Below are 23,706 nucleotides of genomic sequence, written 5' to 3' on the forward strand. Positions count from 1 at the left end.
CCTTAGTGTTGCGCGCGTCCTGCTTCATGTTGCGCGGCCTTGGCTAATCGATGGATTAACCCGGTACTCTTAGCTTGTTTGTGTCGTGATGGCCGGAGTTCGGTGCTGGCTGCCTATTAGTGGGGAATGTGGATGGCTCTGACCGATGGGTCCGGGAATCGCCGTGTCAAGATTCGTCGGCGGAAGATCATCACGGCCACCGCTTTCACAGCCGCCGCCGCGGTCCTGGTGACCGGCGCGATCCTCTACCCAGGGTTTAAAACCACCGAAGTGGACCTCAATGACGGCGGCGTCTGGGTGGTCAGCAAGTCCAAGGGTGCGGCCGGCCGGCTCAACTATCCGTCCAAGTCCCTGGACGGCGCCGTTACCCCGGCGAGCAAGGACTTCGACATCCTGCAGCAGGCCAGCGACGTCTTCATCGACGATGCCGACGGCGCCACCATTAACCCGGTCAGTGCAGCCAACATGCGCCTCGGGGGCGACCAAAAGCTTCCCGGATCGGCCGAGGTCAGCTTCGGCAACCGGGTTCTGGCAGTCACTGACACTTCCAAAGGCAAAGTCTGGGCACTCACGGCAGGATCAGTGGGCGGGTTCAGCGACGAATCCGAACCCGTACTGGAGCAGTCCACCGGCATCGTTTCGGTGGTTGGCGTGGACGACACCATCCACACCGTGGACCCCGAAACCGGGAGCCTGACGGACACCAAGGTCGATGCCAACGGCCAGTCCGTGGACTCGCAGGTCCGCAAGGATGACGCCCTGAAGGCATCCGGCGACCTGCAGCTGACGGCGGTGGGGGACAAAGCAGTGGTCCTCAACGAGGCCACGGGCAACATCGTCCTGCCCGGCGGAGCGAGCGTTCATCTGGACGATGCCCGGGACGCCAAGCTGCAGCAAAGTGGACCCGCTGCGGATTTCGTGGCAATTGCCACCACCAAGGCACTCTTGCTCCAGCCCCTCGATGGAAGCACAGCCAAGACCATCTCCGCCGAGGGCCAAGGTGTTCCTGCCGCGCCTGTCCACTTGGGCAGTTGCACGTACGGGGCGTGGTCCGGGGCCAACAAGTACCTCCGCGAATGTACCAACCAGGCTGACAGCCGCCGCGCCGACGTGCCCAAGGCGAGTGCGTCGCCGTCGTACGTTTTCCGGGTCAACCGCGATCTCGTGGTCCTCAACGACGTCAACTCCGGCAACGTCTGGATGGTCAACCAGAACATGCAGCTGGTCAACAACTGGGACGACGTCATCCCGCCGGAGCAAACATCGGACGACGCCGACAAGGACTCCGCCGATGAAGTCCAGCAGACGGTCCTCCCGGACCGCAGCAAACCGAACACTCCGCCGGTCGCGAAACCGGACGCTTACGGCGTGCGCGCGGGCAAGACGACCCTCCTGCCCGTGTTGGACAACGACGCCGACTCCGACGGCGACGTCCTGACCGTTTCTGCCGACCAAGCCCTGAAGTCCGGGGCGCTGGCTCCCGTTTACGGCGGGACGGGCTTCCAGATCACTGTTCCTCCCGGTCAGTCCGGATCGGAATCGTTCAAGTACTCCGTAGATGACGGCCGCGGCGGTACTGCTTCGACGAACGTGGACCTCAGGATCGTTCCGCCGGGTGAAAATGCCGCTCCCCAACAAAAACCCAACAGGAACAACGCCCTGGTGGTGCAGACCGGCAAAATCGCCAACCAGTACATCCTCACTGACTGGATCGACCCCGACGGCGACGACCTCTTCGCCGTGGCAGCCAGCAGCAGCGATCCCGCGGACCAGGTCCGGATCCGGCCCGATGGACTGTTGACGTTCCAGGACTCCGGCGCGGGCCCCGGAAAGAAAACCATCTCCGTTACGGTCTCCGACGGCACGCTGAGCACCGAAGGACGGATCAGCGTCGATGTCCGGGCTCCGGGAGCCCTGCCGCCCATCGCCAACGCCGACCACGTGGTGGCGGTCGCCGGCCAGGACACGGTGATCGCTCCGCTGAAGAACGACTCCGACCCCCAGGGCGGCACCCTGCGTCTTGCCCAAGCACAGCCGGACGAGCAAGCTACGGCAGTGATCGGCCCGGACCAGCAGACGTTCACGTTCAACTCCACCAGCGTCGGCCCGCACTACGTGACCTACATGGTCACCAACGGTCCGGCGAGTGCCCAGCAGTTGGTGCGCGTCGACGTCGTGTCCGGCAGCAACGATGGCGCTCCTGTCGCGGTCCGGGACATAGCGCTTCTGCCCAGCGGTGGCAGCACAGTGGTGGACGTGCTGGGCAATGACTCCGACCCCGCCGGCGGCGTGCTGGTGGTCCAATCCGTGACGGCAGCCGACGGACTTCCTGTCTCGGTGGCGGTCCTTGACCACTCGGTCGTCAAGATCACCGACATCCATGCCACGGGCCAGCTGTCCTTGAAGTACACCATTTCCAATGGCAAGGCCTCGGCCACAGGTGACATTTCCGTGCAAGTGGTCCCGGCCCCCAGCAAACTCCAGGCGCCGCAAGCCAAGCCCGACGAAGTGTCAGTGCGGGTGGGCGACGTGGTCACCATCCCCGTGCTGGCAAACGACTCCGATCCCAACGGTGGCGAACTGAAGCTCGATCCCGTCCTGGCCCAGCAGCCCGACGCCGCCGACGGAAGGATGTTCATCGCGGGCAACTACCTGCGCTTCATCGCGGGCGAGGTTCCCAAGACGGTGTATGCGATCTACAAGGTCAGCAACTCCTCGGGACAGACCGATTCGCAGCAGGTGACCATCCGCATCCGCGCACGTGACGACGCCACCAACACCCGGCCCGAGCCTCGTAACCTGACGGCCCGGGTTGTGGCGGGCATGACCGTCAAGATCCCGGTTCCGTTGGATGGCATCGATGCCGACGGCGACTCCGTGCAGCTCATCGGCGTGGACAAGGCGCCGGCCATGGGCACTGCAGTGGTGCGGGACGGCTACATTGAGTTCACGGCCGGGGGAAAGTCTGCTGGAACGGATACCTTCAGCTACCGGGTCCGGGACCGCATTGGCGCCGAAAACACGGGAACCGTGATTGTGGGCATCGCTCCGGCAGAGGCAAACAACCAAAAGCCGATCGCCGTCGACGACGCCGTCGATGTCCGGCCGGGCCGCCGCATCGCGGTGGACGCCTTGAAGAACGACTCCGATCCGGACGGCGACCCCATCGCCCTGGTCAATTCCTTTGAAGCCAACCCCGGCCTGCAGGTCGAGGCTGCCTCCGGCAAGGTCCTGCTGACCGCACCCGGTGCGGCCGGTGTCGAGAGCATCAGTTACCGGATCCAGGACGACAAGAAGGCCGAAGCCAGCGCCGTGGTCCGGGTTCAGACAAGCCCGACGGCGCCCCTCCACGTGCCGATTGCCGTGGACGACCACGTCACGCTGGCTGAGACGCTGGGCAAGACAGCTGTCGACGTTCCGGTCCTGAAGAACGACTCTGATCCCGACGGCGTGGCTGAAGACCTCACGATCACGTTGCCGGACGCGAACCCGAATGCACGCGTCGGTACCTCGGGCAACGTGGTGGTGACCCTCGGTCCGCAGGATCAGCTGATTCCGTACACCGTCACTGACATCGATGGTCAGTCCGCGACTGCGGTGATGTGGATTCCGGGCCAGGGCCTCCAATACCCGACTTTGGCCAAGACGGACCCGGTGGAGGTCATGTCCGGCAAGGACGTCACCTTGTCACTGCAGGAGTATGTCCGCGTCCGGGATGGCCGGCAGGCACGCATTACCGTGGCAGACAAGATCCGTGTGCAGGGTGGAGATCCCACCAACGTCATCGCCGGCGATGGAAACGCGTTGCGCTATGCTGCGCAAGCCGATTACGTCGGTCCTGGTTCCATCACCTTTGAGGTCACCGACGGTTCCGGTCCGGATGATTCCCAAGGGCTGAAATCCACGCTGACCATCATGACCAAGGTGATCCCGGACCCCAACGCCAACCACCCGCCCACCTTCAGTGGCGCTTCGGTAGAGGCACCCAAGGGGGAGACCACCGACGTTGAGTTGGCCAACTTGGCCAAGGACGTGGACGAGCGCGACCAAGGCAACCTCAAGTTTGACCTCGACGGGGAACAACCAACTGGTTTCCAGGCCAAAGTTGAAGGCTCCGTCCTCAAGATCAGCCCCGATCTTTCCCTCAATCCCGGTGCCGTGGGTACTTTCCCGCTCAAGGTCACCGACGGCCGTTCCGACGCCGTACGGGCAATCGTGACCGCCACCGTGGTCTCCTCCAACCGGCCGCGCCCGGTGGCGAACGACGACTCCGTGGACAAAGCCAACGCAGGCCGCCCGGAAACCGTCAATGTCCTCTCCAATGACTTCAACCCCTTCAACGATGCGCCGTTGACCATCGAAAACGCTGCTGTGGAAACAGGATCTGCCGCCGGTCAGCCGACGGTCTCCGGTGACTCGATCACCGTCACCCCGGCCGACGGTTTCAAGGGTGTGATGGTGGTCCGCTACACCGTGCTGGATAAGACCAAGGACCCCTCAAGGCAGGCCACGGGCCGTGTCCGTATTACGGTGCGGGATAAGCCTGACGCTCCGTCGGCACCGGTTGCCACGGACGTACGGAGCCGGACCGCTGTGCTGAAGTGGACACCGCCGTCGGACAATGGCGCAGCCATCACCAAGTACACGGTGAAAGCGGCAGGCTTCGAGCAGGTGTGCCCCACCACCACCTGCACCCTGTCCGGGTTGACCAACAACGTGAAATACGTGTTCACCGTGTTCGCCACGAATGAGGTGGGCGATTCGCCGGCATCTGCGGCTTCCAACGAGATCAAGCCGGATGAGAAGCCGTCACCGCCCGATGCCCCCGCCGTCAAGGCGGGCGATAAGAACATGGCCATCACCTGGACTCCTGCCAGGACGGAGGGGTCCCCGGTAAAGCACTACAACCTGGAAATCTCGCCGCCTCCTGCCAACGGCATTGCCGTGAAAAACGAGGTCACAGGCCTCAGCTACACCTGGCCCGGTCTCACCAACGGCGTGAAGTACAAGGTACGGGCCCAGGCAGTGAATGACCTCGGCCCCTCGGACTGGGGCATGTACTCCATTGAGGACAACCCTGCCGGCCTTCCCGGTGCCCCCGCTGCACCCACCACCGCCGTGGTGCAGTCCGTGGGGACCCAGAACCAACTCCGTGCCGACTGGACCGAGCCGGACACCAACGGTGATCCGATCAAGGCGTACTACGTCACCATGAACGGCGGTAACGGAGTGCCCCAGACGCAGACGATCCCCGGCAACGTTCGCTCCGCAGTTTTCACCGCGCAGAATGACGAAAAAGGCTACACATTCACGGTGCAAGCGGAGAACAAAGCCGGAAAGGGCAGCGTCAGTGCACCCTCGGCGCCACGGCGTGCCACCGGCATGCTGGGCCAGGTTAACAACGTCTCAGCGACACCCGCCAATACCGGGGGAGCCGGTCGGGCTGTGACCATCAATTTCACAGCCCTTGACCAAACGCAGCGCAACGGATCCGCCCAAAGTGAAGTGAGCTACCGCTACGTCGCAAGTACCGGACAATCAGGTCCCATCAGCCCCGGGCAAACGGTCAGTGGCTTCACCAATGGGCAGGCCACCACTATCACTGTCAACGCTGTATCTACAGTGGCACCCAGTTCGAATCCCAGCGCCCCGGCTACCACCACACCGTACGGTTCCCCGGGTACGCCGTCGGCCTCCGGCGCCAACGGTGGCCAGAACCAGACCACCCTGACCTTGAACTGGTCCTCACCTTCCACGGCCGGCAACGACGTTGCCACCACGAAGATCAGGATCACGGGCGGCGGAACGGACACCGGCTGGATCAACGAATCGGCCTCCGGCAGCCGGGTGGTGAACACCGGCGGTTACAACCAGACACGCACCATTGAAGTCCAAACGTTCAACTCGGTGGGCCAGGGTGGGCCGGTTGCTTCTGCAAGTGCCCAAAGTGGACCGCAGAAGACGTCGTGGGACGCTACGCTTCCGGCCGGAAGTTTCCGTACCTGTACGGACACAGCGGCATCGGGACAGACGTCCTGGGACCCGAACACACCGGGCCACCGCTGTGACGGCGTGGTCTACGGTACTCCGTGGCAGTACGAGTCAAACGGTTCCTTCACGGTCAACTGCTACATCAACCGCAGTACCCCGTACCTGAACTACGCGGCCTGGTACCGCCTGACCAGTGGGCCGAACGCAGGCCGCTACATCGCGCAGGGCAACACCACCCTGGGCGATCCCGGACCCCACCAGATTCCGCAATGCTGAGGCCATCAGCTGCGCGGTGCGGGGAAGTTGTCCCCATCGCCTCCCACGGCGGCAGCACTGTAGGCTGCCATAGCCAATGGAGAGCCCGCTCGCGGTTTTCCTTGGCTGGCCGTGGGGCGCGTGGGATAGTCTTAGGGACTGAAAATTCCGCCGCCGTTCGGGGGTACTGCGGATTGTACGGCCGCCGGCACATGCCGGTCGGCTTGGAAGCCACGTGGGGGCGGCTTAAAACAAAGGGAATTCTGGGGCTGTGACAACTTTCTTCGGCAAGCTGGGGCTGAAAAAGCGTCAAAACAAGAGAATCATCACGGGCACCGCTGCGACTGCGGCTGGCGCTGTGCTGATCGCGGGGGCTGTGTTGTACCCGGGTTTCAAGACCACGGAGGTGGACTTGAACGACGGCGGTGTGTGGGTTGTGAGCAAAACCAAGAACGCCGTCGGTCGGTTGAACTATCCCTCCCGTGTCCTTGATGGCGCGGTGACGCCTGCCACCACCACGTTCGATGTCCTGCAGCACGAGGGCAACGTCTTCGTCGATGACGAGTCCGGCTCGACCATCAACCAGGTCTCTGCGGCGAACCTGAAGCTCGGTGGCGACAAGCAGCTCCCGTCGTCGTCACAAGTGAGCTACGGTTCCACCGTCCTCTCCGTGACGGACCCCGCCCGGGGAAAGGTGTGGGCGCTTTCTCCCTCGACTGTCAACGGCTTTGATGAGGAGGGAACTGAACCCGTTTTGACCGGGGACCAGGGATTGGTCTCAGCGGTCGGCACGGACAACCGCATCTACACGGCAGACCCCGGCAAGGGCGAAATCTCGGTCATCACCGTTGACGCTGATGGCCAGCGCACCAATTACGAGGTCACCAAGGTTGACGAGCTCAAGGGCGCGGGTGATCTCCAGCTTTCCGTGGTGGGGGACAAGCCTGTGGTCCTGGACGCGGCCTCCGGCAACCTGTTCCTTCCTGGTGGCCGCAGGCTGCAGCTGCAGGATGCCCGCGAAGCAAAACTCCAGCAGACCAGCGAGGACAGCAGCTACGTGGCCATCGCCACCCGCAAAGCACTGCTGAAGCAGCCGTTGGACGGTTCCACTGCCGCAACGGTCAACACTGACGGTGAGGGCGTCCCCGCGGCCCCCGTCCAGGTCAGCAAGTGCGTCCACGCCGCTTGGGCCGGCGCCAACAAATACCTCCGCGACTGCGACAACGACGCCGACGACAAGAAGAATGACGTCCCCAAAGCCAGTGCGTCTCCGAGCTATGTCTTCCGCGTCAACCGTGACCTCGTGGTGCTCAACGATGTGAACTCGGGCAGCGTCTGGTTGGTCAACCAGAACATGCAGCTGGTCAACAACTGGGACGATGTTGTCCCGCCCAAGAACCAGTCCGATGACCAGGACCAGGAGTCCGCGGACAACAACACCATCAACGTCCTGCCGGACCGCACCAAGCCAAACCGTCCACCGGAAACCAAGCCGGACGAATTCGGTGTCCGCCCGGGCCGCACCTCCATTTTGAGCGTCTTGGACAATGACTCGGACCCCGACGGCGATGTCCTCACCGCGTCCGTGGGAGCCAACGGCCCCAAACTGGGCACCCTGGAAAACATTTACGGCGGCTCCGCCTTCCAGATCAAGGTGCCCGCCGATGCCAAACCGGGAACGGAAGTCTTCGACTACAACGCCGCGGACGGACGCAGCCTGTCCGCCGGCGGGAAGGTCACCCTCCACGTGGTGGCCCCCGAAGAGAACAAGCCTCCGTTCTTCAAACGCGGCGAGCCCACCACCATGGTGGTGGAACAGGGAAAGTCGGTCAGCCAGAACATCCTGACCGACTGGATGGACCCCGATGGCGACGATCTGGTCCTGCTGGACGCCAAGACCGACAACGACCAGGACCAGGTGAAGGTGCGCCGCGATGGCCTGCTGACGTACCAGGATTCCGGGGCCGCGCCGGGCAAGAAGAACGTCACCATCACCGTGTGGGACGGCCGCGCCACCACGACCGGACGCATCGTGGTCAATGTGCAGCCCCCGGGCGCCCTGGCGCCGGTGGTGAACGCCGACCACGTGACAGCCGTGGTGGGCCAGGACCTGGTCATCGCACCGTTGAAGAACGACGTCGACCCCAACGGCGGCGCACTGCGCGTGGCCCACGTCGAGGCGGCCGGACCGGCCGAACTCGGTCCTGTGACCGACGGTGGTACCTTCACCTTCAGGAGCACCACACCCGGGCCGATCTACTTGACGTACATCGCCAGCAACGGCCCGCAAAGCAGCCAGGGACTCATCCGGGTGGATGTGGAATCCGGCAAGGATGCAGGGGCGCCCGTTGCCGTCCATGACGTAGCGCTGCTGCCCGTGGGCGGAAGCGTCCTGGTGGATCCGCTGGCCAATGACTCCGATCCCTCCGGCGGCGTGCTGGTACTGCAATCGGTCACTGTTCCGGATGGTTCGTCCGCTTCCGTCAGCGTGATCGACCACAGCGTCCTTCGGGTCACGGACGTGCTCGGTTCCAAGGATCCTTTCGTCTTCAGCTACACCATGTCCAATGGCCGCGCCTCAGCCACCGGAACGGTCGGCGTCGTCCCGGTGCCGGCCCCCGCCGTCGTGGAAGCTCCGCAACCGAAACCGGACGAAGTGAACGTGCGTGTCAACGACGTCGTCACCATTCCGGTCCTGGACAACGACACGCATCCACAGGGTGAAGAGTTGTCCGTGGACCCTGTCCTGGCGCAGAACATCGCCGCGGAAGACGGAAAGGCGTTCATCTCGGAAAAGACCCTGCGCTTCATCGCAGGTCCCACGCCCAAGACCGTGCGTGCCATCTACAACGCCGTTGATCCGCAGGGCCAGAAGAGCGCGGCCGCGGTGACCATCCACATCCTTCCGCTCGAAGGCACCCAGAACTCGCGGCCCCAACCGAAGAACCTGACCGCACGTGTCGTGGCCGGGGGCAGCGTCCGGATTCCGGTTCCGCTGGACGGCATCGATCCCGACGGCGATTCCGTCCAGCTCACCGGCATCGACAGCACCCCCACCATGGGAACGGCGACGGCGGGGAGCAGCTTCATCGACTTCGTCGCCGCTGGTGACGGCGCGGGTACGGATACGTTCCGCTACAAGGTGATTGACCGCCAGGGCGCGGTCAATACCGGAACTGTGACTGTCGGCGTCGCTCCCCGCGGGGAGAACAACCAGAAACCGGCTCCCGTGGATGACGAAGTGAAGGTTCGGCCCGGCCGGCAGATCGCCGTCGATGCCATCGCCAACGATTCCGACCCCGACGGCGACATTATCCGTATCCTCTCGGACAGCCTCGAAGCCGATGCCGGCCTGGACGCCCACGTCAGCAAGACCAGCGGACGCGTGCTGGTGAGGGCGCCGGCAGCAGAAGGCACCGTGAACGTCCGCTACTCCGTGGCCGATGACCGTGACGCGGTGGGACAGGCCAGCATCCGCGTGGTGGTCAAGAACGACATCCCGCTCCAGGCGCCGATTGCCCGTGACGACCGGGTGACATCGGCCCAGACGCTCGGGAAAACCGCCGTGGACGTTCCCGTGCTCAAGAACGATGAAGACCCCGACGGCGTGGGGGAGAACCTCAAGGTCAGCACGGAGGTGACCACTGCACGTCCCGGGCCTGAGGGCAACGTGATCGTCGAGCTCACTGAACAGCCGCAGCTGGTTCCCTACACCGTAGAAGACGTGGATGGCCAGAAGTCCACGGCCATCATCTGGGTTCCGGGCATCGGCCAGCAGGTTCCCACCCTTGCCAAGGACGAGGTCATTGAGCTGGTTTCGGGCCAGTCGGTAACGGTCGACCTCGCCGAATGGGTGAAGGTCCGCGACGGCCGTTCACCCCGGCTTACTCAGACCGACCGGATCAAGCTCATTGGCGCCGACGGAGCAGATCCTGTAGCCAACGGTGGTACCGGTCTGAAGTACACTGCCGGAGCCGAGTACGTCGGTCCTGGCTCGATCAGTTTCGAAGTCACTGACGGAACCGGTCCGGACGATCCCAACGGATTGAAGTCCACCTTGAGCATCCGGACCAAGGTTTTGCCCGATCCCAACAAGAACAACCCACCTGTCCTGCTCGGCAGCGACGTGGACGTGCCAAAGGGTGATTCCGCGAGCCTGGATCTCGAAAAACTGACCTCGGATCCAGACTCGGACGATGTCCAGAACATGAACTACGAGCTGACAGGTGGAGCCACCGGAGGCTTCAAAGTCTCCATTGAAGGGAAGACGCTCAAAGCCTCCGCGGACGATTCCGTCCAGATCGGACAGTCGGGCACGGTGCAGGTGAAGGCCAAGGATCGCCGCGGGCTTGAAGCCGTGGCCACCTACAAGCTCTCACTCTCGGCGTCGAACCGACCCAAGCCGGTGGCAAACGACGACGCCGAGCCGGACGCGCAGTCCGGCAAGCCCGTCACGGTCAACGTCCTGGCCAATGACTCGAACCCGTTCCCGGACACGCCGTTGAAGATCGTTTCGGCCGTCACGGAGACCGGCCAGGGCACGGCCGAGCCGGGTGGTGACAGCGTTACTGTCACTCCTGCTGGTGGTTTCACCGGCACCATGGTTGTCGCGTACACAGTGCAGGACAAGACGGGCGAGCTCTCCCGCTATGCCACGGCCCGCATCCGTTTGACCGTCAAGGACAAGCCAGCGGCGCCCAGTACACCCTTGGCCCAGAGCGTGGGCGACCAAACGGCATTGCTCACGTGGAACGCCCCGGCTGACCGTGGTTCGCCCATCACCAAATACACGGTGTACGGCGAGAACGGCTTCAAACAGGATTGCCCCGCCAACACCTGTACGCTGACTGGCCTTACCAACAACGTGAAGTACCACTTCGCCGTCACGGCAACGAACGCCATCAACGAATCCGAGCGTTCCCCGGTCTCGGCCGAGGTCCGTCCCGACGTCAAGCCCGACACCCCCGTGGCTCCCACGTTGAAGTTCGGCGACAAGCAGCTCTCGGTCGCCTGGGTTCCCCCGGCGAGCAAGGGTTCTCCCATCAAGTCCTATGACCTAGAGATTTCGCCTGCCCCGGCAGGTCAAAATCCCCAAATCCAGAACCTGACGGGTAACAGTCACGTGTGGACCGGCCTGACCAATGGTGTGGCCTACAAGGTCCGGGTCCTGGCCCGCAACGACGCCAAGGAACCGTCGGAGTGGAGTACCTACTCGGCCGCGGAGACTCCTGCCGGAGTTCCGGCGACACCGGCTGCCCCGTCCGTCGCGGGCGCCGGGTCCGTGGGCAATCAGAGCCAGTTGCAGGTCAGCTGGACCGCACCAAACAACAATGGCGACGCCGTGTCCAGCTACACGCTCACCACGTACCGTGGTGGCGCGGTGGTTGGTTCCCAGGCAGTGGCAGCTACCTCCCAGAACGTGACAGTGGACAACTCGGAAGCGGACTACTCATTCACGGTCTCGGCCACCAATAAGGCCGGCGTCAGTGGCGTGAGCCAGCAGTCCAACGCCATTCGTGCCGCCGGCAAGCCTGGAATGGTGGGTGCACCCTCGGCAGCACTGGTGGAGACCAACGCCGACGGCGGCAAGATCCGTGTCGCGTTCAACCCGCTCTCCGCGGCGGAACGCAACGGTGCCAACGCCAACGAGATCAGCTACCGCTACGCCCTGACCTCCGGCTCGGGCACCGGTGCGATCCCCGCCGGTGGCGGAGTTGTGGCAGCCCCCAACGGCGCCGACACAGCCGTGGTCGTGTGGGCCATTTCCTCCCGGAACCCCACGCCCGGTGACCGCAGCCCGGCGTCGAATACCGTGAATCCCTACGGCCTTGCCTACGCTCCGACCGTTACCGGCAGCAAGAGCAGCGGCGTGGGGGACAAGACGGTGTCCTGGACCTGGAACGCTCCCAACGGCAACGGCCGTCCGGTTACCGGCTACCAGTACAGCCTCGACGGCGGGGCGTGGCAGAACACCGACCAGCGGAGTTTCTCCAAGACTGTCGGCTTCAGCGAAACGCACACCCTGCAGGTTCGCGCCGTCAGCGGGGGACAGGCAGGACGTGTGGGCAGCGACACCTCGCGCAGCGGTGCCGAGCCGCCACCGCCGCAGCCTCCGGCAGGCGAGGTCAGGGCCCACAACAACACGTGCCCCGGCCAGCCTGGAAGACCGGACACTTACAACCCGAGCGGCCCGAGCTGCGGCGTTGGCTGGGTCTCCAACTCCGAAGGGTGGTTGAACGTCAACTGCACCAAGGACATCTACAACAACGGCACGCCCTGGTACCGCGTCACCCAGGGCAGCCACCCCGGCTGGTTCGTAAAGTCCACCACCGTGGATCTGCGCGGAACCAAGCCCGGCGGGTGCTAGCCACGTCCGGCCGGCACCAGCAACAACTTCATCCCAACACCCCGACACAAGGAACAGGATCAACCGATGACCATGACAAGCGAGCAGGCCGCGTGGTTTGCAGAAACGTTCGAGAAGCTCGTTGCCAACGTGGGCCAGGCCGTCCTGGGCAAGGAACACGTCATCCGGCTGACCTTCACCGCGATGCTGGCCGAGGGCCACGTCCTCTTCGAGGACGCACCGGGCACGGGTAAGACCTCGCTGGCCCGGGCGTTGGCCGCCACGGTCCAGGGATCGCACAACCGCATCCAGTTCACCCCCGACCTCCTGCCCTCCGATGTCACCGGTGTGACCATCTACGACCAGAAGACGCAGAAGTTCGAATTCCACAAGGGCCCGGTCTTCAGCAACATCGTCCTGGCCGATGAAATCAACCGAGCCTCGCCGAAGACCCAGTCCGCCCTGCTCGAGGTCATGGAAGAGTCCCGCGTCACCGTCGACGGAACCACCTACGAGGCCGGCCGTCCGTTCATGGTGCTGGCGACGCAGAACCCGATCGAGCAAGCCGGTACCTACCGTCTTCCCGAAGCCCAGCTTGACCGTTTCCTGATCAAGACCTCCATCGGCTACCCGGACCACGCTTCCACCGTGCGGCTGCTGGGCGGCTCCAACCTGAAGGACCGCTCGAAGGACCTGGCAGCCCTGATCACCACCCAGGCCGTGGCCGACATGGCGGACCTTGCGGCGACAACCCACGTGGACACCGCGGTGCTCGAGTACATTTCGCGCCTGTGTGAGGAAACCCGCAACGCTTCCGAAACCCGGCTCGGTGTTTCCGTGCGTGGTGCCCTGGCCATGGTCCGTGCCGCCAAGGTGTGGGCAGCCGGACAGGGCCGGAACTTCGTGCTGCCGGACGACGTCAAGGAACTTGCACCCGTGGTGTGGACCCACCGTCTGGTCATGGATCCTGAGGCTGAATTCTCGGGCGCGACGCCTGAGGTCGTGCTCGCGCGGGTCCTCTCCGAGGTCGCTGCCCCGCAGCAACGCGCCACGGCTTAAGCCTGCACAGCCTCAGCACTTCCCTTCCTCGCACCAGTTCGAACAAAGGCCCCCACATGTCCTCCAGCAAACCCCTGAGCCGGGCTGCTGATTCGCTTAAGCGCGCCACGTCAGCGCTTGGCGGTGCCCTGCGCGCCGCGCGTGGTTCCGGCAACGACGCGGGCAAACGCCCGGGCAGCCCGAAAAAGCCCGCTAACACCAGGAAACTGCACCCCGCGGCCGTATGGGCCGAGGCCGCCGGAGCAGCAGGGGAGATCCTTTCCCCGGCGTGGGAGAAATTCCGTTCCCTTTGGCTGCGCTACGCGTGGCCAATCCTCTCCGTCGTCAGTCTGCTCGGCTGGGTGGTGCTGGCGGCGTCGATCGGGCTCTGGTGGGCCGGGCAGGCATGGGGCTGGCAGGAAGCCAAGTCAGCGGCTTTGGTGGCATTCCTGCTCTTCCTGCTGGCCATCGGCTTTATTGTGGGCCGCTCGGCGTATTGCGTGGTGCTGGACCTGGCCCGTACCCGTGTGGCGGTGGGCGATGACGCCGTGGGAAGCATCGCGGTCTCCAACGTCTCGGCACGCCCGTTGCTGCCTGCAGCGCTGGAGTTGCCTGTGGGTGCCAACGCCGCCGTGTTCCACCTGCCCCGCATGAAGCCCGCACAGGTGCATGAGGACCTGTTCACCATCCCGACGGCCCGCCGTGCCGTCATCGTCGTCGGACCCGTGCGCTCGGTGCGCGCCGACCCGCTCCACCTGCTGCGCCGGCGCGTGCTCTGGACCGAACCCGTGGACCTGTTCGTGCACCCGCGGACCGTGGCCCTCGGCGGTTCAGCGGCCGGCTTCATCCGCGACCTTGAGGGCATGCCCACCACTGAACTTTCCAGTGCCGACGTTTCGTTCCACGCGCTTCGTGACTATGTGCCCGGCGATGACCGTAGGCACATCCACTGGAAGACCACGGCCCGTACCAATAAACTCATGGTCCGCCAGTTCGAGGAAACGCGCCGCGCCCACCTGGCTATTGCCCTGTCCATCAACACCGATGAGTACGATTCCGAAGCGGAATTCGAAATGGCCATCTCGGTGGCCGGGTCCATTGGCCGCCAGGCGATCAGCGAACAACGCGACCTCGATGTCCTGACCCAAAAAGGTCCCCTCCGCTGCGAAACCGGCCGTAACCTGCTGGACGACATGACACGGATCATCGGCGCACCCTTGCGCAAGACCGCCGTCGACCTCGCCCGGACCTTGTCCGATACCGTCCCGAATGCCTCCGTGGTGTTCTTCGTGGTGGGCAGCCACGTCACCGCTACGCAACTGCGTTCGGCCGCGGCCTCGGTCCCGCCCGGAGTCCGCAGCCTGGCCGTCCGCGTCCAACCCGGCGCCGCGCCGTCGAGGGCCAATATCGCGGACCTGACCGTCCTCACCGTTGGCGACCTCGACGATCTCGCCATCGTTCTTCGAAAGGCGGCAGCATGAGCACCGCGCCCAACGTCCGCGTCCGGCCGCGTGCGGAGAAGTCCGCGAAGGCCAATGCCCGCAAACGCGCCGCTGGTGCATCCATGTTCGCCGACGACCGCCCGATGTGGCACTTCTTTGTCGACTGCGGCGCCCTGGTGGTGCTGCTGTTGCTGGGCGTCCTCGGATTCACGCTGAGCTTCGGCGGCGACGCACGGTTCCTGGTCGCAGGACTCGGCGGGGTGGTCCTCGGGCTCGGCATCGCCGTCCTCAATGCCCATTTGCGCCTTGGTCTGCTGATCACGGCAGCTGCGACTTTTGGTGCCTACATGCTGTTCGGTTCCGCGCTGGCGGTTCCGGATTCTGCCGTGCTGGGCGTCCTGCCGTCCCTGGATTCCCTGCGGACGCTGCTGCTGGGCATCGTTTTCTCGTGGAAGGACATGCTGACCGTCGGTGTTCCCGTGGGCACCGCCAACGGAACGCTGATTGTGCCGTTCCTGAGCGCGCTGCTCATGGCCCTGGCGGCCGGACTCCTGACGTGGCGGATGAAGAGCCCCTATTGGCCGTTGCTTCCCGTTTTGGTCCTCTTCGTCACCGGCATTGCCTTCAGTACCAGTTCGGGCTTCCTGAACGTGGAGCGAGGCGTTTCCCTGACGATCATCTCGATTGTCTGGGCGACGTTCCGCCGTGAGGTACTCCGCCAGCGCAGCACCAGGACCGTCTCGGCCAACAGGCCGGATTACGACGCCGGTACAGCCCGGCGCGGCCAGCTGCGCCGCCTCGGGACTGCCGCAGCTGTCATCGCCGTCGCCGTGGGCGTGACGGCCATTGCTTCTCCCCTGGTAACAGCCAGCGACGACCGGAAAGTGCTGCGCAACACTATCGTCCCACCGTTCGATCCCAGGGATTACATCACCCCGTTGGCGAGCTTCAGGAACTTCGTCAAGGACGAGAAGGACGCCACCTTGTTCACCGTCAAGGGCCTGCCCAAGGATGCCCGGGTGCGGTTGGCGGCGTTGGACGCGTTCAACGGCTTGAACTACACCATGGATCCGAACAGCTCCGGCAACTTCAGCAAGGTCGGCGACGCGAAGTCGCTGAACACGCTGGCCGATTCCGGGAGCCCGGTGCAAGGCACCAACTACACGTTGGACATCACGGTTGAGGACTATCAGGGCTACTTCGTTCCGGGTGGCCGCCACACTACAGGAATGAGCTTTGCGGACACCTCGGGAGCAGCGTCAGGGCTCTACTTCAATGCCGGCACCGACACCGCGGTGACCACCAAGGGCCTGGGCAAGGGCGAGAACTACACCGTCCAGGTCTCCGATCCCGGAACGCTGGAGCACGGACAGCTCACCCAGTATGACTTCGCCAAGCTCACGCTGCCCGAAGCCGAGGAAGTGCCGCCGATCGTCGCCTCACAGGCGAACGAGTTGTCCGCGGACGCGCCCACCGCGATCGACCGCGTCCGGCAGATCGAGGCGCACTTCCAGAAGAGCGGCGCGTTCAGCAACGGGCTTGTGGCAGAGGGGCAGCTCCCCAGCCTCCCCGGCCACAGCGCGGCCCGCATCCGCAACATGCTCTCCGCCAAGCAGATGCTCGGCGACGACGAGCAGTACGCGGTGTCCATGTCCCTCATGCTCCGTCATTTGGGCATCCCGTCGCGCGTTGTCATGGGCTTCTACCCGGATCCCAAGAGCCCTGAAAACGGCGCCGGCGACATCAAGATCACGGGCAAGGATGTGCACGCCTGGGTAGAGGTGGCCTTCGACCGCGTCGGCTGGGTTTCGTTCGATCCCACCCCGCCCAAGGACAACGTCCCGATCCCGCCTGACCCGCAGAACAAGTCCAAGCCCAAGCCACAGGTGCTGCAGCCGCCGCCCCCGCCGCAGGAACCCGCGGACCTGCCGCCGGATTCCACGCCGGACGCTTTGGATGCGGACGAGAAGAAGAACAATCCGTGGCTCTTCTGGGGACCGTTGCTTGCCGCTCTCGGCGTGGCGTTGATTCCGTTGGCGATTCTCGCCGTGCCTCTGCTGCTGATCTTGCTGTTGAAAGCACGACGCCGGAAGGCACGTTTCCGTGATGGCCACCCCGCCCAGCGGGTCGGCGCGGGATGGAGCGAAGTAGCGAGCCTCGTCACCGATATGGGTGCCTCGATCGACGCCAAGTCCACCAGGCGCGAGTCTGCCTCGGTGATCGCCGAAGCGTTCCCCACCGCCGGGAACACCACCACCATGCTTGCCCACCGGGCTGACGCAGCGGTGTTCGGTGCGGGGCAGCCGAGTGAGACAGAGGTCAAGGAGTACTGGGAGATCGTGGACACATCGCTGACCGACATCACCGGCAGCGTTGGCTTCTGGAAGCGGCAGCAGGCACGGTTCTCACCGCGGTCGTTGCTGGCGGACGCCCGGGCTGCCCTGCGTCGCCGTCAACAAGGTCCAGGTGGGACCCAAACTCCCGGTGAACCGCGGTCGCGGCGCTTGAAGTTGCCCTTCACGAAGGACAGCACGGATGAGCAGTGAGACCGAACTTTGCCCGGCCTGCCGGCATGCCGTCCGGCCCGGCGCCGCTTTCTGCAATCAGTGCGGATCGCCGCTGAACAACCGTGGTGCCCGCAAGGAAGCCAACATCAACCATGCCCAGCGGGCCGCACTGGAATCGGCTGCCCGGCAGGGTCTGGCCGATCCCGGTAGTATCTCCGTAGTGTCGGCGCCAGCGTCGCCGGCGCATCCGGGGACAAGCACCGTCCCGGACAGTACGCCTGGGCCAGGGGGAGGGACCACTATGACCACCAAGCTCGATCTCGTTCCCGCTTCTGCGGGAAAGCGGCTGGGTGCGGCGGTGTTGGACTGGTTGGGGCCGGTGGCTGTCCTTGCCACAACGTTTGCCATAGGCATCGCGGGCATCACGCAAACGCGCCGGAACGGCTTCATCGTTTACGACACCGGTCTTCTGGTCCTCCTGGGCAGCATTGGCCTGGCCGTGACCGTGGTGTACATCTTCGTGCTGTTGGCCCTGGAGGCGAAGTCGGGAAACACCATCGGCAACCAGCTCATGGGAATCCGCAGCGCTGACGCCGATGGCTACGCTCCAGGAGCCGGCGCAGTGTTTGTCCGGGGCATCCTGACCGGTGCTGTCCTGATCGTCGGATTCCTGGCCGCCGTCATCCTGTCGGCCGTGGGCCTTCTCGGACTTGTAGTCTGGGTCGCTTTGCCGCTGATGGTGCTGGGGGTTGTTTGGGCCATCCTGGTGGTGGTCTCCAATGCGTGGGATTCGGACGGCAAAGTGCGCGGCTGGCACGACAAGGCTGCCAAGTCCTTGGTGTTCGACGTCAACGCCGGCCGCAACCCGGTGACGACCGGAGGCATCCAGGGACCCTACAGCTTCGCGCCCATGGACCTGCCTCCGGTACAGGCTGTCATCTCCCCGGTGCCCTCGGGTCGGCCATCCAGCCCGGTCGCGCCGGCCCAGCCCGCACCCGTACAGGGGAACCCCGCACAGGCGACCGCCCAACATCCGGCCGCACCGGCGTCGTCCGTTGCCCCGGCCGTGCAGCCGGCACATGATCCCAACCAATGGCGACCGCCGACGCCACGCCAGGCGCCCGCCCAACAGCAGGCGCCGGCTGCGCCTCAGCAAGCGCCGGCCCAACAGCAAGTGCCGGCTGCGCCGCAGCTTCACACGGTTCCGGCGCCCGGGGTGGCCCATCCGGACGACGACGTCGAACGCACCCGGATGCGTCCAGGTGCGGCCCGCGCGCAGGCCGTCCTGCGGATCCGGGTCGACGACGGCCAGGACGTCCAGCTCGGCGGAAGCGTTCTTCTTGGCCGGAACCCCGCTGCGCAGCCGGGGGAAGTGGTGGAGCAGCTCTTGCCCGTTTCAGATCCCGGCAGGTCCATTTCCAAAACCCATCTGCACCTTCGCGTGGACGGGGATGGCGTGTGGGTGACCGACCGCAACTCCACCAACGGCAGCGCCGTCACCACCCCTGACGGCTTGCAGACCAGGCTCACCCCGGGCGAGGCATCCTTCGTCCGGCCAGGTTCCACTGTTCATTTCGGGGACCGTTCCTTCCACCTAGGACAAGCATGAATTCACAGCCGGCCACCAACGCCAACGCCGACGCGGTCCCCGCTTCGGCCGGTTCCTCGTTCCGCCTGAGCTACGGCTACGGAACGGACCGTGGACTGCGTCGGGAGCTGAACGAGGATTCGTTCATCGCCGCCGACCCGGTGTTCGCCGTCGCTGATGGCATGGGTGGCCACGAGGCCGGCGAGATTGCCAGTGGGATGTGCGTGCGCACCCTGGGGAGTGCTCCGGAGCTCGCCTCGGGTTTGCGCACCGCCTCTGCCGCGGAGCTGCAGGCGTGCTTGTTGAAAGCCGACGCCGCCATCAGGGACGCCACCGGTGCCCGCGCCGGGACCACGCTCTCCGGCGTGGTGGTGGTGGAACAGATGGGTTTGCCCTACTGGCTGGTGATGAACATCGGCGACTCCCGGACCTATCGGCTGAGCCAGGGTGAGTTCGCGCAGATCAGTGTGGACCACTCCGAAGTCCAGGAGCTTGTCGATTCCGGGGACATCACCTCGGAGCAGGCTGCCGTCCACCCGCGCCGTCACGTGGTCACGCGTGCCCTGGGCACCGGCGATGAGACCGAGGCCGACTTCTGGCTCCTTCCCATCCAGGAGGGCGACCGGATCATGGTGTGCTCGGATGGGCTCAACGGCGAACTCGGCGATGACCACATGTTCCGCATCCTCAGCACGGTGGCCCACCCGCAGGACGCCGTGGACGCGCTCATCCAGGCTGCGCTGCGAAGCGGCGGACGCGACAACGTCACAGTAATTGTGGTTGACGCCAAGAACGTACTGAACGACGCCGGTATCGCCATCACCGCGCCCCGCCCGGAAGTCGGGACAGACGTGGAGGAGGACACCCTTCCCAAGGCCTGGGTAAACGGCACCGACCACGAGGAAGACGCCGATGGCAAACAGTAGCCTCCTGTCCCACACGCGGTACCGGCAAGGCGGGTGGTTCGGCGTTGTCCGCAATGGAACAGCTGTACTTCTCGGTCCGGAAACTCCCCATGCCCTGATCGACGCTGTGTGGGAATTACTGGCTTCATCGCCCGAGGCCCACGAAGTCCTGCACGAGGTGACAGAGGCCTTTGGTGTTTCGCTCAGCAGGATCCCGCCGTTCGGAATCATTGATTCGAAGGACGCACTGCGTGTCTTCCTCAGGGGCGAGCTCGAATTGGTGGTGCAACTGGCAGGCCGCCAGGAACACCTCACCGGCCGTGATGTCACCACCTGGACTGAGCGCCGCATCGTCGGAGCCACCTCTTTGAGCATCCACATCGGGACGGAAGCTGCCGACGGAGTTGGCGGCCCACGGCTGGATACCCTTCCGGTGAAGGACGGCGTGGTGCTGTTGGCCTCCCTGGAGGCCGGCGGACAAGTTACCGCCGTGGAGGAGCCCGCGACGGCGGAACCGGCCTCCGAGCCGGCGGTGGCGGTCGCGGTGGGGGAGCCCGTGTCGGCGGAACCGGCAGAAGCTGTGGAACCGGCGGTATCGGTCTCGGACGAAACCATGATCGGATACCACGAGACCGACCTCGGCCTGACGATTGCCCCCGGACAAGCACCGGTCATAGACGGGCTCCAAGCCGGCGCCTCCACTTCTGACGACGAAGCCGCGCCTGACGACGAAGCCGGTTCCGACCACGAATCCGGGACCGGCGAACCGGAGGCGGCTGGAATCGACGCCCCCGAAGGTTCTGCGGAATCCGCTGCCGGGGAGCCTGCCGCGAAGCCTGCTCCAGGAGAAAGCGCCGATGACGTTATCGCGGACGACAACGACGTCGCGGTCCACACCAGCACCACGGATCCGTTGACCCCCTCGCTGGAAAACACCACAAACTACGATCACCTGTGGGACAAGACGGTGATGCGCAACATCGAGGACGCCGCAGTCCGCCTGGACGGCGATGCCGATGACCACGACGCTCCGGTCAGCCATGCACCTGCTCCACAACCGCCGTCGGCTCCGCAACCGCCGTCGGAAACGGAACAAGCTGCCCCGGAACCGTTGACGCCGGGGCCCGCGCCGACGTCGGACGCCGGTCATTCCGCCCCGGCGGCCGCATCCGGCGGCCTGATCGATTCCGTGCCCTGGCTCCGCGGAGCGCCGTCCACGCCGCCGGTGGCCCAGCCGGCACCGCAGGTTCCGGCTGCCTGGACGCCGGCCCCGGCACCGGCGCCCACGGGTGGCACGGTGGACGAGGACTCGGACCACGACGGTCAGACCATCATGAGAAGCAGCCTTCCCCCGGCCGATGGCGCACAGAAAGAGGGGTCTGCTGCAGAGCCTGCCGCGGTCAACGGCCCGAGCGTTTTGGCCCGGGTCTGCCCGCAGGGGCACGCCAACCCGCCGACCTATCCGTTGTGCTCAGTGTGCGGAGCTCCCATCAGCGGGGATGCCCTTCACGTTCCGCGCCCGCGTTTGGGCCGCATGCGGCTTTCCACCGGGGAGCTGATCGACCTGGACCAGTCGCTCATCATCGGCCGCCAGCCCTCGGTTTCGCGTGTCCAGGGAGGCACCATGCCGCGCCTGGTCCAGGTGGAGAGCCCCGGCGGAGACATTTCCCGGTCCCACGTGGAGGTCCGGCTCGAAGGGTGGCACGTGATGCTGTGCGACCTCAAGGCCACCAACGGCACCGTGCTCATCCGCGAGGGCCAGGCGCCCCGCCGACTTGCCCAGAATGAGATGGCCATCCTGCTGGACGGCGATATTGCCGAAATCGGCGACGACATTTCATTGCGTTTTGAGGAGATTCTTTGAGTTCCAAGAGGCCCCCCGCGCCGCCTCCACCGATCCCGGGCTTCAAATACATCAGCCTGCTCGGCTCGGGTGGCTTTTCCGACGTCTACCTTTACGAGCAAGACAGGCCGCGCCGAAAAGTAGCCGTCAAGGTGCTGTTGTCAGACCTCAAGACCGAGGGTGCGCGCCGCCGCTTCGAATCCGAGGCCAACCTGATGGCGCAGCTGTCCTCGCACCCTTACATCGTGACGATCTTCGAAGCGGAGATCACCGAGACCGGACACTCGTACCTGGCCATGGAGTACTGCTCGCGGCCCAGCCTCGATGTGCGGTACAGGCGCCAACGCTTCAGCGTCGATGAGGTCCTTGCTGTCGGCATCCAGGTGGCGTCCGCCGTCGAGACCGCCCACCGGGCCGGAATCGTGCACCGGGACATCAAGCCGGCCAACATCCTGGTCACCGACTACAACCGTCCGGCACTGACCGACTTCGGCATTTCGGGCACCATCGGTGCCGACTCCGAGGACGACGCCGGCATGTCCATCCCATGGTCGCCGCCCGAGCAGTTCCGCGGTGGCGCAGTGGACGGCGTACCGGTCGACATCTGGGCCCTGGGCGCCACGCTCTATACGCTCCTGGCAGGCCGCTCGCCGTTCGTGCTTCCCGGGCAGGACAATTCGCAGCGGGAACTGATCTCACGCATCACCAACGCGCCCCTTCCCAGGCTTGGCCGTGCGGACGTTCCGGAATCCCTGGAACTCGCACTGGCAACTGCCATGGCCAAGTCTCCCGGATCCCGCTACTCCTCGGCGCATGCCTTTGCCTTGGCATTGCAGCGCATCCAGACCGAGCTGAACCTGTCGGTGACTCCTTTCGAAGTGCTCGAGGAGCCAGGACACGGGGAGGACCAGCACCCCGATGACAATGTCGAGGAAACCCGGGTCCGGAGCATCGCATCGATCGATCCGGACGCCTCGGGCACTGCCAGTACCGGCTCCGCCCCTACGTTCCCTGCGCGGACGTTTCCGTCCACTGTTCCGGCCAACACGTCCCAGGGCACACACACGTCGGCACCCGCCCCGCAGACAGTGCAAAGGCCCGCCGCCTGGCAAGCGCCTGCCCCGCAGACACCCCCGCAATCGGTCCCGCAATTCCAGCCGCAACAGGCAGCAGGGACAGACACCGACTCCGGGGAGTCCACGGTCCTTCGCGGCTGGCAGCCATCGGGCCGGCAAGCGAACGTTGACGATACTGTCAGCCGCACCGCATCGAGGGCAGCCACCGAAGCCCCGGAAGAAGAAACACCTGTTGCCGACCACGGCAAGCGCAATCTGTGGCTCGCGGTGACCGGTGCCGCGGTTTTGGTGGTCGCGGTAGTCGTCGGGGTTGTCCTCGGCGCCAATGCGCAGCCGAAGGTCGCGCCGACTGAGGCGGCGAGCGTAAAGCCCGCGGATCCCCTCGGCGATGGCGGGGTACCTGAGGTGGAGGGCCTGAACGGCACGCGGGACCCGGCGAAGCCGGACTTCGCCGACTTCAGCTGGACCAATCCGCAGCCCAAGCCCGGAGACACGTACAAATGGCGATACCGCACCGCCCTCATCCCGGAAGGCGAATACGAGTCCGTCAAGGAGCCGAAAGTACGTGCTTATTTCGGCAAGGAAGAGAAGCTCTGTATCCAGGTCATCATTGTCCGTACTGACGGTTCGGCATCTCCGGGAGACAAGGGCTCCATCGCCTGTGTGCAGTAGCCACCGGCCAACGCAACAGAAACACCGCCCACTGAGGAGGCAA

The 23,706-nt window shown here is 65.0% G+C and carries 9 protein-coding genes; all 9 read left to right on the forward strand.

Going from position 1 to position 23,706, the window contains the following annotated elements; translation table 11 throughout:
* Positions 1-132: 132 nt before the first annotated feature.
* On the forward strand, positions 133-6,267 hold the full coding sequence (locus N5P29_RS07090; protein WP_262277913.1) for an Ig-like domain-containing protein: 6,135 nt from the start codon (positions 133-135) through the stop codon (positions 6,265-6,267).
* Between the two features lie 250 nt (positions 6,268-6,517).
* Positions 6,518-12,613: an Ig-like domain-containing protein gene (locus tag N5P29_RS07095; protein ID WP_262277914.1), complete on the forward strand. Its 6,096-nt coding sequence runs from the start codon at positions 6,518-6,520 to the stop codon at positions 12,611-12,613.
* 66 nt (positions 12,614-12,679) lie between these two features.
* Positions 12,680-13,651 (forward strand): AAA family ATPase, encoded by a 972-nt coding sequence (locus N5P29_RS07100; RefSeq protein ID WP_144662001.1) that lies wholly within the window; start codon positions 12,680-12,682, stop codon positions 13,649-13,651.
* A 56-nt stretch (positions 13,652-13,707) separates the two neighbouring features.
* Positions 13,708-15,111 carry a DUF58 domain-containing protein gene (locus N5P29_RS07105; RefSeq protein WP_262277915.1) on the forward strand — a complete coding sequence of 468 codons (1,404 nt, stop codon included), beginning with the start codon at positions 13,708-13,710 and terminating at the stop codon, positions 15,109-15,111.
* On the forward strand, positions 15,108-17,618 hold the full coding sequence (locus N5P29_RS07110; protein ID WP_262277916.1) for a transglutaminase-like domain-containing protein: 2,511 nt from the start codon (positions 15,108-15,110) through the stop codon (positions 17,616-17,618). Before N5P29_RS07105 ends, N5P29_RS07110 begins: the two co-directional genes overlap by 4 nt.
* Positions 17,608-19,188: an RDD family protein gene (locus tag N5P29_RS07115; RefSeq protein WP_262277917.1), complete on the forward strand. Its 1,581-nt coding sequence runs from the start codon at positions 17,608-17,610 to the stop codon at positions 19,186-19,188. The genes N5P29_RS07110 and N5P29_RS07115 overlap by 11 nt, the downstream gene beginning before the upstream one ends.
* Positions 19,185-20,093, forward strand: a complete 909-nt coding sequence (locus tag N5P29_RS07120; protein WP_262277918.1) for a PP2C family protein-serine/threonine phosphatase — start codon at positions 19,185-19,187, stop codon at positions 20,091-20,093. The genes N5P29_RS07115 and N5P29_RS07120 overlap by 4 nt, the downstream gene beginning before the upstream one ends.
* Positions 20,080-21,936: an FHA domain-containing protein gene (locus tag N5P29_RS07125; protein WP_262277919.1), complete on the forward strand. Its 1,857-nt coding sequence runs from the start codon at positions 20,080-20,082 to the stop codon at positions 21,934-21,936. The genes N5P29_RS07120 and N5P29_RS07125 overlap by 14 nt, the downstream gene beginning before the upstream one ends.
* Positions 21,933-23,663 carry a serine/threonine protein kinase gene (locus N5P29_RS07130; protein WP_262277920.1) on the forward strand — a complete coding sequence of 577 codons (1,731 nt, stop codon included), beginning with the start codon at positions 21,933-21,935 and terminating at the stop codon, positions 23,661-23,663. Before N5P29_RS07125 ends, N5P29_RS07130 begins: the two co-directional genes overlap by 4 nt.
* Positions 23,664-23,706 lie beyond the last annotated feature (43 nt).

This window comes from Paenarthrobacter sp. JL.01a, assembly GCF_025452095.1.
Classification (GTDB): Bacteria; Actinomycetota; Actinomycetes; order Actinomycetales; family Micrococcaceae; genus Arthrobacter.